Source organism: Pseudomonas sp. GW822-FHT06D10, from assembly GCF_058799535.1.
Map to the genome: position 1 here is coordinate 795,539 of NZ_JBXALN010000002.1, position 12,832 is coordinate 808,370.

Here is a 12,832-nt window from a genome sequence, read left to right on the forward strand (position 1 = left end):
CTCAGGGACGGGGCAGGGTAGCGGCGCGCAGCTGCGCGTCGACCCCGGCACAGCGCGGGCACAGGCAGGACTGGTTGCGCAGCTCCGGCGCCAGGGCCTCGATGATCGCCGGGTCGATGTCCACGCTGTAGCACCAGCAGGCCTGGCCGGCGCGGCGCGGGTCGGCCAGGGTGCAGTCGTTGCGGGCACCGCAGGCGGGGCAGAGTTCAGGTTCATTCATGGCTGGAGTGAGGCATTTCCACGCAGGTTCGATTGCGTCCGGTGTGCTTGGCACGGTACATCGCGTGGTCGGCACGGGACAGCAGGCTGTGCAGGGTGTCCTGGGCTTGCAGGCTGGTCAAGCCGATGCTGACGGTCAGTTGCAGCGGCTGCCCTTCATAGTGATAGCGCTGCTGTTCGGTGAGCAGGCGGATCTTCTCGGCGATGCCCAGGGCCACGCTGCTGTCGGTGTCCTTGAGCAGGACGATGAACTCTTCGCCGCCCCAGCGGCAGACGATGTCGGACTGGCGCAGGCAGCCCTCCAGGTCCCGGGCGAAGCCACTGAGCACCTGGTCCCCGGCCAGGTGGCCGTAGGTGTCGTTGAGGCGCTTGAAGTGGTCCAGGTCCAGCAGCACGGCGCACAGCGGCGTCAGGTCGCGCCAGGCCTCTTGCAGTGCCTGGGCCGCCAGCAGGTCGAACCCGCGGCGGTTGGGCAGACGGGTAAGGCTGTCGAGGGTGGCCTGGGCTTCGATCTTGCGCTGATAGCGGCGCACCACGGCGCTGAGCAGGACCAGCACGATGGTGGTGATCACCAGGCAGATCAGCAGGTTCAGGTACAGCGACTGGCGGATGCTGTTGAGGGCGCCGTCTTCGCGTTTGTCGACGAACAGGTACCAGTTCAGCTCGGGAATGAAGCGCACATTGAGAAAGTGCCCCTGGCCCTGGGAATTGTATTCATAGCTGCCGCTGTGGGGCTTGGGCAATTGGCTCAGCAGCTCCTTGAGGCTGTCCAGTTCATGCAGCGACTGGCCGCTGCGGGCGCCCTGGGGGCCTCCGTCGGCACCGGTGAGGACGATGCGGCCGAAGGCGTCGACGAAGTACACGCTGCGCTGGTAACGCTGCTGGTACTTGTCGATCAGCTTGATCACCGCATCCACGGTCAGGCCTACCCCGGCGGCACCGATGAAGCGGTCCTGGTAGTCGTAGACCTTGTAGTTGATGAAGAAGGTCAGCTTGTCCTGGTTGGCCAGGTCCGGGTCGACGTTGATCTCGTAGGGCGTGCTCATGTCGCGTACGCGAAAGTACCAGGCGTCCCGGGGCTCATCGGCCTTGACCTTCTTCAGCACGCCCTTGGCCTGGTAGTAGGTGAGGCTGGTGTTGGAGACGAAGAACGCGGTGTAGGCGTCGTAATGGGTCATGACCTCGTTGAGGTAGCGGGTCATCTGGCTCGGGTCGCGCTCGCCGGCCACCACCCAGTCGCGCATGAAGGTATCGCGGGCCATCATCGAGGAGATCAGCACCGGCCGCACCAGGTCCTTCTGGATTTCCGAGTACACGGTATCGGAGGTCAGGGGCAGTTCGGTATTGACGATGCTGTCGCGGATCGAATCCCGCGAGGCGTAGTAGCTGAGCAGCGAGGTGGCGAGAAAACCGCTGCCCAGCAGGGCGATCAGGACCAGAACCAGCGAGCGCTGGGAATACAGGGGAGAGCGGCGCGGCATGGTGATTCCGTGATAGTGGCCCGATGACGCATTCTAGTGGCACGGCGCGCAAATAACTCGTTCATCACGCGCCTGAATTGTCTCGACTTCGATACGTTTGCCAGGCGCTGGAAGGCCCGCCAGAGGCTCGTCGCAGTTGGGGCCTGCAGGGCCGCCAAGCGGGCCCCGCCACTGGTCGGTGAAGTCATCGGGGCACTGCTACGCGGCGCACCGCAACGGCTTTTTGCGGTCCTATGCAATGCCAGTCATGCCGTTTCGATTGGCGTCGTCCAGCGTCGCTGGTACGGCTTGCACGCGGTCCGGGAGGCCGCCATGTTCCGTCGAATCTTGCTCGGTGTTGTGCTTGGTTTGAGTCTGTCCGCCTGTGTGCCCTATTACGTCGAGCCGGGCTACTACCGCACTGACGTGTATGCGGTTCCAGGCCCCTATTACTACGATGGCTACCCCTACTATGGAGGCGACTACAGGCCTCACTACTATTACCGGCCCTACTATCACGGGGGCTACGGGCCGCACTACTACGGCGGCTACCGACGCTGGCACCACTAGCCGGCACCAAGGCCCGTACAACAGGCCACCGCCTCGGATGACAAGAGGCCAAGGGCCGAGAGTCGTTGCCCACAGCGCTGCCTTTGCCTGAGGCAGCGCTTTTTCGTGGGCGTGGAAAACCGCGGGAAAGGACGTCAGCAGCACTTGTTTCAAAGTGTTGCGCAAATCGCACCACAAGCGCTTTTCGCGGTCAGATATTGCGTCAGTCAGCCTGTTGCTGATTGCCGCCTGCCAGCGTCGCTGGCGAGGCTTCTTCGCGGTCCAGGAGGCCGCCATGTATCGTCGACTTCTACTGATTGCCTTACTGGGTTCGAGCCTTGCTGCGTGTGCCCCTTATTACGGTGGAGGCTCCGGCTACTACAGCTCGGAGGTCTACAGCGCTCCCGCGCCGGCCTATTACTACGGTGGCGGGTCTTCCTACTATTCCACGGGGCGCAGTTACTACCCACCGCGCTACTACCAGCCCGCGCCGCGCTATTACCAACCGGCCCCGCGTTACTACCAGCCACCGCGCGCGGTATACCGGCCTTATCCGAACCAGGGTTGGGGTGGGCATGGCCGGCCGAACAACTGGAGCAACCAGGACTGGGGCGGCCACGGCGGGCGTGACAATGGCGGGCGCGGCGATCACGGGCGCGGCGACCATGGCCACGGTGGCCGCGGTCATTGAGCCGGTACTGGGCTGAGCCCTGTAGCCGCTGCCGCAGGCTGCGACAAGGTCCGCAGGACCTTCGGCGAGTCCACTGTCGCCGCGTCCTTTCGGGCAGTGCGCAGCCTGTGACGATTTAGTAATCCGTCAGGTCCGCCAGGGGATGGCGACCTTCCCAGGCCTTGTGGAAATGCGCCTCCACCACGGCCTCGGGCACGCTGCTGATATCCGCCCAGTGCCAGTGCGGCTGATGATCCTTGTCGATCAGCCGCGCGCGCACGCCTTCGGCAAATTCCGGATGCCGGCAGCAGTTCAGGCTCAGGGTGTACTCCATCTGGAACACCTCGGCCAGGGACAGGTAACGGGCGCGGCGGATCTGTTCCCACACCAGGTGTGCAGTCAGCGGGCAGCCTTCGACTAGGGTCTTGGCCGCACGGCTGTAGAGGGCATCGCTGTGGTTGCGCAATTGGCTGATCGCCCGCCAGGCACAGGCTACGTCACTGACATCCAGCCAGCTGTCGATCTGTTGCCGGCGCGGCAGCCACTGAGCGTCGGGCATTTGCTCCTGGGCTTCCTGCTGCAGGGCCTTGAGCAGGCTGTTGAGCTGCCTTGGGGTCTGTTCCTGCCAGTTCAGTTGCAGCAGGCCCTCGATCAGCGCTTCCTGTTGCTCATCGAGCAGGAAACGGTCGGCAAGGTTCAGGTCCAGAGCGTCGCGGCCGTTCATATAGGCGCCGGTAAGGCCCAGGAACAGCCCGAGCTTGCCGGGCATGCGCGACAGGAACCAACTGGCGCCCACGTCCGGGTACAGGCCAATGCTGATTTCCGGCATCGCCAGGCGGCTGCTGGGGGTGACGATACGAATGCCAGCACCTTGCAGCAGCCCCATGCCGCCACCCAGGACATAACCGTGGCCCCAGCAGATCAGTGGTTTGGGGTAGGTGTGCAAGCGATAGTCGAGGCGGTATTCCGCGGCGAAGAAGTGCCCGGCCAGCGGCGGCACTTCGCCGGGATGGGCCAGGCAGGCCTGGGCCAGGCTGCGCACTTCGCCGCCGGCGCAGAAAGCCTTGGCGCCGTTGCCCCGCAACAGCACGCACACTACCTGCGGGTCCTTGGCCCAGGTGTCGAGGTGTTCGCTCAACTGTTGGATTATGGGCAGGGACAGGGCGTTCAGGGATTTTTCCGCGTCCAGGGTGGCAATGGCGATGCGTGCACCATCGGTGCCGGTGAGTTCTTCGACGTGCAGGTTCATCGTGACCTCGATGGGAAATTTAAGCGGTCAGTATGATCGCTGTAAGGGAAAGTGCCGGTTCTGTGTCAGATCAATTGACAAGCGAAGTGGGCTTTCCTAGGGTGCGGCCATTGTTTTTTCACGGGCATGGCCATGACTGCTGACGATCGTATCAAACTCGAACCGAGCTGGAAGGAGGCCCTGCGTGCCGAATTCGACCAGCCCTACATGAGCGAACTGCGGGAGTTCCTGCGCCAGGAACATGCCGCCGGCAAGGAAATCTACCCGCCGGGACCGATGATCTTCAACGCCTTGAACTCCACGCCGCTGGACAAGGTCAAGGTGGTGATCCTCGGCCAGGACCCCTACCACGGGCCGGGTCAGGCCCATGGGTTGTGCTTCTCGGTGCAGCCGGGGGTGCCCGCGCCACCGTCGCTGGTGAATATCTATAAAGAGCTCAAGCGCGACCTGAACATCGACATCCCCAACCATGGCTACCTGCAGAGCTGGGCCGACCAGGGCGTGCTGATGCTCAACACCACCATGACCGTGGAACGGGCGAACGCCGCTTCCCATGCGGGCAAGGGCTGGCAGTTCTTCACCGACCGGATCATCGAAGTGGTCAGCGAGCATCAGCCGCACCTGGTGTTCCTGCTGTGGGGCGCCCATGCCCAGAGCAAGCAGAAGCTGATCGACGCCACCAAGCACCTGGTGCTGACCTCGGTGCACCCTTCGCCCTTGTCGGCCTATCGCGGCTTTCTTGGTTGCGGGCACTTCAGCCGCACCAACAAATACCTCGAGCAGAACGGCGAGACGCCGATCGAGTGGCGCCTGCCGCCGTTGTAACCAGTGCTCGATGGGGAGGCTGCTTGGCGGCCACCCCGCTCGCGACTTGAACCAAGGCATATCTGTAGCCGCTGCCGCAGGCTGCGAACGGCCCGTGGGGACGCGGCGGTGGTTCGGCCACTGAAGGTCCTGCGGACCTTGTCGCAGCCTGCGGCTACAGGGGGCCTTTGTTCCAGTGGCGGAACAGGGGCTCGGCGAGAAACAGCACGAACAGCAACCTCATGACCTGCATCGCCGTTACCAATGGCACCGACAGTTGCAGGACCTCGGCCGTCAGGCTCATTTCCGCAATGCCGCCGGGCATCATGCCCAGGGTCAGCGAGCGCAGGTCCAGGCGGGTCAGGGCGCTCAGGCCCAGGGCTGCGAGGCCGGCGATCAGCATGGTCAGGGCGGTGCCGATCAGGGTGCGGCCCATGAACGAAGGGGCCCGGCGAAAGAACTGGCGGTTGAAGTGGCAGCCCAGGCCGCTGCCAATCAGCCACTGGCCCATCTGGCTGGCGCCGTCGGGCAGGCCGATGTGCAGGTCCCAGGCGATGCTCAGTGTCGCGCTGAGCAGCAGGGGGCCGAACAGCCAGGGGTTGGGCTGGCGCAGGCGCTGCCAGAGCCAGGCCAGCAGGGCACCGGCCGGAAACAGCAGGGCCAGCCAGCGCCAGTCCACCGTAGCGGCATGTAGGGCGGGCGTGCCTTCCCCCAGCAGGTACTTGAACGCCGCCGGCACACAGAGCACCACCGTCAGTACCCGCAGGCTCTGCCCGGCCGCTACCCGGCTGAGCACAGCGCCGTTGCGCGCGCCGAGGTTGACCATCTCCCCAGAGCCGCCGGGCATGCTGGAGAAGAACGCGGTGGCCCGGTCCTCGCCGGTGCGCCGCAAGAGCCAGACCCCGACCACGCTGGACAGGCTGGTGACCAGGGCACCGAAGAAGATCAGGCCGAAATGGCTCAGCACCTGCTCCATCACCTGCGGGGTGAAGTGCAGGCCGATGCCGATGCCCACCACCCATTGCCCGCATTTGCGCCCGCCGGGGATTTCCGCCAGTTGCCAGGGCGTCAGGCAGCGCACCAGGATGATCGCCAGCAACGAGCCGACCATCCACGGCAGCGGCCAGCCGATCTGGCTGGCGAGGTAGCCGCCAACCAGGCCCACCAGGGGCGTGCCCCACCACTGTTTCCAAGTGGATTCAGACATCGGCCACGGCACGTTGCTGGGCCGCGCGCTTGCGCCAGATACGCAGCAGCGGCATCAGCAGCATGATCACGGTCAGCACCCAGACCCCGACGGTGATCGGGCTCGACCAGAGGATCTCCATGGCGCCGTTGGAAATCGACAGCGCCCGGCGCAGGTTCTGCTCCATCAGGCCACCGAGGATGAAGCCCAGCAGCACTGGCGACAGCGGGAAGTCCAGCTTGCGCAGGATGTAGCCGAAGATGCCGATGCCCACCATCAGGAACAGGTCGAAGGTGGTGGCGTGTACCGCATAGACGCCGATCCCGGTAATGATGGCGATCACCGGCACCAGGGCCCAGTTCGGCACCGCAAGGATGCGGGTGAAGATGCGGATCATCGGAATGTTGAGGATCACCAGCATGATGTTGGCGATGAACAGCGAGGCGATCAGGCCCCAGACGATATCCGGCTGTTGCTGGAACAGCAGCGGGCCGGGGGTGATGTTGTACAGCGACAGGGCGCCGATCATCACCGCGGTGGTGCCGGAACCGGGCACGCCGAGGGTCAGCATTGGTACCAGGGCGCCACAGGCCGAGGCGCCGATGGCGGTTTCCGGGGCTGCCAGGCCGCGCTTGTCGCCCTGGCCAAAGGTGCCGCTGGCACCGGCGATGCGTTTCTCGGTCATGTAGGCCACGGCGCTGGCCAGGGTCGCGCCGGCTCCGGGCAGCACGCCCATGATGAAGCCCAGCAGGCCGCAGCGGATGTTCACCACGAACACCGAGGCCGCTTCCTTGAAATTGAACATCATGCGCCCGGTGGCCTTCACCGCTTCCTGGCCGCGATGGGTCTTTTCCAGCAGCAGGAGAATCTCGCTGATGGAGAACAGGCCCAGCACCAGCACCACGAACTGGATACCGTCGGTGAGGTGGATGTTGTCCCCGGTGAAGCGGTACACGCCGCTGTTGGCGTCGATGCCCACGGCCGACAGGAACAGGCCGATCAAGGCGGCAATGAAGGTCTTCAGTGGTCGGTCGCCGGCCATGCCGCCCAGGCAGACGATGGCGAACACCATCAGCACGAAGTACTCCGCCGGGCCGAAGGCGATCGCCCACTTGGCCAGCAGCGGGGCGAACAGCACCATGCCGCAGGTGGCGATGAAGGCACCGATGAACGAACTCCAGGCCGACAACGACAGGGCTACGCCCGCCAGGCCCTTGCGTGCCATGGGGTAACCGTCGAGGGTGGTCATCACGGTGGAGGCTTCGCCGGGAATGTTCAGCAGGATCGAGCTGATTCGGCCACCGTATTCGCAGCCCAGGTACACCGCCGCCAAGAGGATCAGCGCCGATTCCGGCGGCAGGCCCAGGGCGAAGGCGATGGGGATCAGCAGCGCCACGCCGTTGATCGGGCCCAGGCCCGGCAGCAGCCCGACCACGGTGCCGATCAGGGTGCCGGACAAAGCGGTGACCAGGTTGTAGGGGGTCAGTGCAACGCCGAAGCCCTGGCCCAGATAGCTGAGGGTATCCATATCAATTCTCCAGAACGTCGAGCAGGCCGAGGGGCAGGGGGACGTCCATGATCCGGTCGAACAGCCAGTAGAGGCCGACACTGAGCAGGCAGATGATCACCAGGCTGGGCAGCCAGCGGCCGCCGTACAGGCGGGCCATGGGCACGCCGATGAGAATGCTGGCGACGATGAAGCCCAAGGGCTCGAAGGCCCCGGCGAAGACCAGCAGCAAGGCCACGCAGAGGGCGATCTTGGTCAGGGTCTGCCGGTCCAGGGGCGGTTCTTCTTCGCTGTGCTTGATCGGTGCCGGGCGAAACAGCATGTACAGCAGGGCCAGGCCCATCAGCCCGAGCATCAGCAGGGGGAAGGCCCGCGGGCCCACCGGTTCGTAGGAAAAGGCCGCCTGGTAGGGCCAGGCCATCAGTGCCAGGCCGGCACAGGCCAGCAGCAACACCGCGGCGAAGAGACGTTGAACGAGCATGGCTAACTCCCGGGCCCGGCCCCCGATGCGCGAGGGCCGGGCCGTCAGAAAGGGACGGTCACTGGATCAGGCCGAACTCTTTGGCCAGGGTCTTGTAGTCGGCTACCTGCTTCTTCACGTAGGTATCCAGTTCGGGGCCGGTCATGGCGAAGGGGAACAGCTCGCGCTGGTCGCGCAGCTTGGCGAACTCTTCGGAGGCCAGCAGCTTGTCGAAGGCCTCTTTCCACCAGGCGTACTCCGCATCGCTGACCTTAGGCCCGAGGTAGAAGCCGCGTACCACCGGCCAGACGATGTCGTAGCCCTGCTCCTTGGCGGTGGGGATGTCTTTCATTTCCGGCTCGTCCAGGCGCTGCTCGGAGAACACCGCCAGCAGGCGCATGTCGCCGGCCAGGATATGCGGCATGGAGTCGGAGATGTCGGTACTGCCAACCTGGATATGCCCGCCCAGCAGGGCAGTGGCGATCTCGCCGCCGCCTTCCAGGGCGACATAGCGCAGGTCCCGCGGGTTGATCCCGGCGGCCTTGGCGATCAGCGCGGTCTGCATCCAGTCCTGGCTGCCGACGGTGCCACCGGAGCCGATCACCACTTTGCTCGGGTCTTTCTTCAGGGCCTGGACCAGATCGTCGAGGTTCTTGTAGGGCGAATCGCTTTTCACCGCGATGGCGCCGTAGCTGGTGCCCACCGCCGCCAGCCAGCGCACCGCGCTTTCATCGAAGCGGCCGAACTTGCCCTGGGCCAGGTTCAGCAGCGAACCACTGGACCAGGCCACCAGGGTCCCGGCATCGGCCGGACGCTGGGCCACCACCGCGTTATAGGCCACGGCCCCGACACCGCCGGGCATGTAGGTCACGCGCATCGGCTTGGAGAGGAGTTTCTCGTTGACCAGGGCGCTTTGCGCCAGCTTGCAGGTCAGGTCGAAACCGCCGCCAGGTGAGGCCGGGGCGATGCATTCCGGGCGCTTGGGCTCGGCGGAGGCTGCCAGCAACTGGCCGGCGAACAACATGCAGCCGGCGGCGAGGGCGAGTTTGCGCAGTGAAAGGTCCATGAGCGTCTCCACAGGAGTTGTTGTAGGTATGTCCGGGTCATCCCCGACCCGTTTTTCGTAGGAGCGTGATAGGGGGGGCTTACCACAGCGCTACGCTGTAGCTCACCAGCAGGCGCACTTCATCCGCATCGCGTGCCGAATAGTTGGAACGGTAGGTGGCGTTGCGCAGGCGCACGGCGACGTCCTTGAAGGTGCCGCTTTGCACTACGTATTTGACCTCGGTGTTACGTTCCCACTCTTTGCCGGTGTCGCCGTTCTTCAGGGCAATGTTGTCGCCGCTGAGGTAGCGGGTCATGAAGCTCAGGCCGGGCACTCCCAGCTTGGCGAAGTCGAAGTCGTAACGGGCTTGCCAGGAGCGTTCCTCGGCCCCGGCGAAGTCGTTGATCTGCACGAAGTTCACCAGGTATGGGTCGCTGCCATCGACGTAGGGGAAAGCGCTGTCGCCGGACATGTGCTGGTAGCCGGCGCTGAGTTTATGCCCGTTGAGGGCGTAGCTCACCAGGCCGTTGAGGGATTTGTTGTCGATCTTGCCGCCGCGGGCCTGGCCCTGGTCGTCGCTGATGGCCAGGCGCAGGTCGGTGCCGAAGGTGCCCGGGCCCATGGGCTGGGAGGTTACCAGGCCGAGAAAGTGCTGGTTGTAGACATCGTCCAGTTGGGCGAAGTGGTAGCTGCCGGTGATCTTGTCGGTGAACTTGTAGTCCAGGCCGCCGAAATTGAAGTGCTTGCCGGCCACGGTGCCGACGAAGCGGCTGTTCTTGTTGTTGAGGCGGATATCCTCGTAGTTGCTGTCATCGCGGTCCTTGGCCTTGTCCAGGCGACCGCCGGTGAAGGTCAGGTTCTTGATCTCCCTGGAGGTCAGCAAGCCGCCCTCGAAGGTCTGCGGCAGGATGCGCCCGTCGTTGGGCTTGAGGATCGGCAGTTCCGGAATCAGGCTGCCGATTTTCAGTTCGGTGGCGGAAATCTTCACCTTGCCGGTCAGGCCGAGCTTGGAGTACTCGTTGGCCGCGCGCCCGTCATCGTGGGTCGGCAGCAGGCCGGTGCCGGTGCGGTCGGGGCTGGAGTCGAGCTTGACCCCGAGCATGCCCAGGGCGTCCAGGCCGAAGCCCACGGTACCTTCGGTGTAGCCCGACTGCAGGTTGAGCATGAACCCCTGGGCCCATTCGTCGCGCTTGGACTGCTGGGCGCTGGTGCCGTCGCGAAAGTCGCGGTTGAAGTACATGTTGCGGGTTTCGAAGGTGGCGCTGCTGTCTTCGATAAAGGCGGCCTGGCTCAAGGGCGCGAAACCGGCAAGGGTGGCGGCGCTGGCAAGAGCAGTCGGGGTCAGACGGGAAAAACGCGCGGGCTGGACAGCCTGAGGGTGCGTGGATGGCATCCTGGAGTACTCCGTTATTGTTCTTATTTTGACGAAAACGCTTCGAGGCGTTTTGCGGGTCAGCGGCCTTCACGGCCAGGGCAGTCGAGACTGTCCGTGGCGGGACTCTAAAGGGCCAACCTTTCGCTAACCTTTCAGTGCACTTTCGTGGTTTTCGGGCTTCACAGCGGCGGTTGCGGCGGTACACTCCGCGCCAAAGAGCGGCGTCGATCCCCCCTGAAACGAGGTAAACAGCCATGCGAGTCCTGCTCGTGGAAGACCACCTGCAACTGGCCGAAAGTATCGCCCAGGCGCTCAAGAGCACCGGCCTGACCGTGGATGTGCTGCACGATGGGGTGGCGGCCGACCTGGCCCTGGGCAGCGAGGAATACGCCGTGGCGATCCTTGATGTCGGCCTGCCGCGCATGGATGGTTTCGAAGTGCTGGCGCGCCTGCGGGCCCGCGGCAAGAACCTGCCGGTGCTGATGCTGACCGCCCGCAGCGACGTCAAGGACCGGGTCCACGGCCTGAACCTGGGGGCCGACGATTACCTGGCTAAGCCCTTCGAGCTGACCGAGCTGGAGGCCCGGGTCAAGGCCCTGTTGCGCCGCAGCGTGCTGGGGGGCGAGCGCCAGCAGCGTTGCGGAGTGCTGGCCTATGACCTGGACACCCGGCGTTTCACCCTGGGCGAGGAGTTGCTGACCCTGACTTCCCGCGAACAGGCGGTGCTCGAAGCCTTGATCGCCCGCCCTGGCCGGGTCATGAGCAAGGAGCAACTGGCCTCCCAGGTGTTCGGCCTGGACGAAGAGGCCAGCCCCGACGCCATCGAGATCTACGTGCACCGCCTGCGCAAGAAGCTCGACGGCCATGCGGTCGCCATCGTCACCTTCCGCGGCCTGGGCTACCTGCTGGAAAGCCGCGATGCATAAGCCCAGCAGCCTGCGCTGGCGCTTGCTGTGGAACCTCGCACTGCTGCTGGTGGTGCTGATGCTGGCCAGCGGCCTGAGCGCCTACTGGAACGGCCGTGAGGCCGCCGATACCGCCTATGACCGGACCTTGCTGGCTTCGGCGCGAACCATCGCCGCCGGCTTGTCCCAGCGCGATGGCAGCCTGAGTGCCAACGTGCCCTATGTGGCCCTGGACACCTTTGCCTACGACAGCGCCGGGCGCATCTACTACCAGGTCAACGACATCCATCAGACACTGATTTCCGGTTATGAGAACCTGCCCGGGCCGCCGCCCGGCACGCCGCGAACCGATGATTACCCGGCCCTGGCGCGCTTCTACGACGCCCGCTACCAGGGCCAGAACGTGCGGGTGGTGAGCCTGCTCAAGGCGGTCAGCGAGCCGAACATGAACGGCATGGCGGAAATCCGCGTGGCGGAGACCGACGAGGCGCGGGTGGCCATGGCCCGCAGCCTGATGGCCGATACCCTGCTGCGCCTGGGCATGCTGGCCATCGGCGCCCTGGTGCTGGTGTGGTTTGCGGTGAGTGCGGCCTTGCGCCCCCTGGAACGCCTGCGCGGGGCGGTGGAAGAGCGCCAGCCGGACGACCTGCGGCCGCTGCCCCTGGTCTCGGTGCAGCGCGAACTGTGGCCGCTGGTACGCGCCTTGAACCATTTCACCGAGCGCCTGCGCGGGCAGTTCGAGCGCCAGGCGCAGTTCATCGCCGAGGCCGCCCATGAGTTGCGCACCCCGCTGGCTGCGCTCAAGGCCCGCCTGGAACTGGGCTTGCGCGCAAGTGAGCCGGATACCTGGCGCGCCACTCTGGAAAGTGCGGCCCAGGGCACCGACCGCCTGACCCACCTGGCCAATCAGTTGCTGTCCCTGGCCCGGGTGGAAAACGGCGCCCGGGCGATCGCCGAGGGCGGGGCGCAGTTGCTCGATCTCAGCCAACTGGCCCGGGAACTGGGCATGGCCATGGCGCCTCTGGCCTATGCCCGGGGCGTGGCCCTGGCCCTGGAGGCCGACGAACCGGTGTGGCTCAGGGGCGAACCGACCCTGCTCAATGAACTGCTCAGCAACCTGGTGGACAACGCCCTGGCCCATACTCCGCCGGGTGGCAATGTGGTGCTGCGGGTGTCACCGCCCGGGGTGCTGGAGGTGGAGGACGATGGGCCGGGCATTCCCCTGGAAGACCGTGACCGGGTCTTCGAGCGCTTCTACCGGCGCAATCAGCAGGGTGCGGGTTCGGGCCTGGGGCTGGCGATCGTCGGTGAGATCTGTCGCGTGCACCTGGCACAGATCAGCCTGCACGATGGCGAGCCGTCGGGGTTGAAGGTGCGGGTGAGCTTTACAGCCGGCTAGGGGA

At 65.2% G+C, this 12,832-nt stretch carries 13 protein-coding genes; 5 read left to right on the top strand and 8 right to left on the bottom strand.

Annotated features, from left to right (window positions below; genetic code table 11):
• Window position 1 precedes the first annotated feature (1 nt).
• Both AC1RL5_RS09230 and AC1RL5_RS09235 read right to left on the bottom strand, forming a co-directional pair.
• Entirely contained in the window at window positions 2–220 is a 219-nt protein-coding gene (locus tag AC1RL5_RS09230) for a cysteine-rich CWC family protein (RefSeq protein WP_072451056.1), read from the bottom strand.
• Window positions 213–1,700: a sensor domain-containing diguanylate cyclase gene (locus tag AC1RL5_RS09235; protein WP_072451055.1), complete on the bottom strand. Its 1,488-nt coding sequence runs from the start codon at window positions 1,698–1,700 to the stop codon at window positions 213–215. The genes AC1RL5_RS09230 and AC1RL5_RS09235 overlap by 8 nt, the downstream gene beginning before the upstream one ends.
• A gap of 339 nt (window positions 1,701–2,039) precedes the next feature.
• Here AC1RL5_RS09235 and AC1RL5_RS09240 point away from each other — a divergent pair, with 339 nt between their 5' ends.
• Window positions 2,040–2,249, top strand: coding sequence for a hypothetical protein (locus AC1RL5_RS09240; protein ID WP_492628923.1), 210 nt, complete (start codon window positions 2,040–2,042; stop codon window positions 2,247–2,249).
• Window positions 2,250–2,523: 274 nt separating this feature from the next.
• A complete protein-coding gene (locus tag AC1RL5_RS09245; RefSeq protein WP_065364737.1) occupies window positions 2,524–2,919 on the top strand; it encodes a hypothetical protein in 396 nt (131 codons plus the stop codon).
• 115 nt (window positions 2,920–3,034) lie between these two features.
• On the opposite strand, the gene dspII is transcribed toward AC1RL5_RS09245, so the two are convergent.
• Window positions 3,035–4,147: an enoyl-CoA hydratase/isomerase DspII gene (gene dspII / locus AC1RL5_RS09250; RefSeq protein ID WP_492589258.1), complete on the bottom strand. Its 1,113-nt coding sequence runs from the start codon at window positions 4,145–4,147 to the stop codon at window positions 3,035–3,037.
• Window positions 4,148–4,279: 132 nt separating this feature from the next.
• Here dspII and ung point away from each other — a divergent pair, with 132 nt between their 5' ends.
• Complete coding sequence (gene ung / locus AC1RL5_RS09255) at window positions 4,280–4,972, top strand: uracil-DNA glycosylase (protein WP_041120579.1); 693 nt, start codon at window positions 4,280–4,282, stop codon at window positions 4,970–4,972.
• A 154-nt stretch (window positions 4,973–5,126) separates the two neighbouring features.
• Here the strand turns inward: ung and AC1RL5_RS09260 are convergent, their stop codons facing one another.
• The 5 genes from AC1RL5_RS09260 to AC1RL5_RS09280 form a co-directional block, all read right to left on the bottom strand.
• A complete protein-coding gene (locus AC1RL5_RS09260) occupies window positions 5,127–6,158 on the bottom strand; it encodes an AbrB family transcriptional regulator (protein ID WP_011059776.1) in 1,032 nt (343 codons plus the stop codon).
• Window positions 6,151–7,665, bottom strand: coding sequence for a tripartite tricarboxylate transporter permease (locus AC1RL5_RS09265; protein ID WP_011059777.1), 1,515 nt, complete (start codon window positions 7,663–7,665; stop codon window positions 6,151–6,153). The genes AC1RL5_RS09260 and AC1RL5_RS09265 overlap by 8 nt, the downstream gene beginning before the upstream one ends.
• A gap of 1 nt (window position 7,666) precedes the next feature.
• Window positions 7,667–8,125, bottom strand: a complete 459-nt coding sequence (locus tag AC1RL5_RS09270; RefSeq protein ID WP_093404201.1) for a tripartite tricarboxylate transporter TctB family protein — start codon at window positions 8,123–8,125, stop codon at window positions 7,667–7,669.
• 58 nt (window positions 8,126–8,183) lie between these two features.
• The gene (locus tag AC1RL5_RS09275) at window positions 8,184–9,170 is read right to left on the bottom strand and encodes a Bug family tripartite tricarboxylate transporter substrate binding protein (RefSeq protein ID WP_011059779.1); all 987 of its coding nucleotides are present in this window, start codon (window positions 9,168–9,170) and stop codon (window positions 8,184–8,186) included.
• Between the two features lie 79 nt (window positions 9,171–9,249).
• Window positions 9,250–10,542: an OprD family porin gene (locus AC1RL5_RS09280; RefSeq protein WP_072451053.1), complete on the bottom strand. Its 1,293-nt coding sequence runs from the start codon at window positions 10,540–10,542 to the stop codon at window positions 9,250–9,252.
• A gap of 236 nt (window positions 10,543–10,778) precedes the next feature.
• Between AC1RL5_RS09280 and AC1RL5_RS09285 the strand changes: the two genes are divergently transcribed.
• Both AC1RL5_RS09285 and AC1RL5_RS09290 read left to right on the top strand, forming a co-directional pair.
• Window positions 10,779–11,450, top strand: a complete 672-nt coding sequence (locus AC1RL5_RS09285) for a response regulator (protein WP_011059781.1) — start codon at window positions 10,779–10,781, stop codon at window positions 11,448–11,450.
• Window positions 11,443–12,828: a sensor histidine kinase gene (locus tag AC1RL5_RS09290; RefSeq protein WP_492589259.1), complete on the top strand. Its 1,386-nt coding sequence runs from the start codon at window positions 11,443–11,445 to the stop codon at window positions 12,826–12,828. Before AC1RL5_RS09285 ends, AC1RL5_RS09290 begins: the two co-directional genes overlap by 8 nt.
• Window positions 12,829–12,832 lie beyond the last annotated feature (4 nt).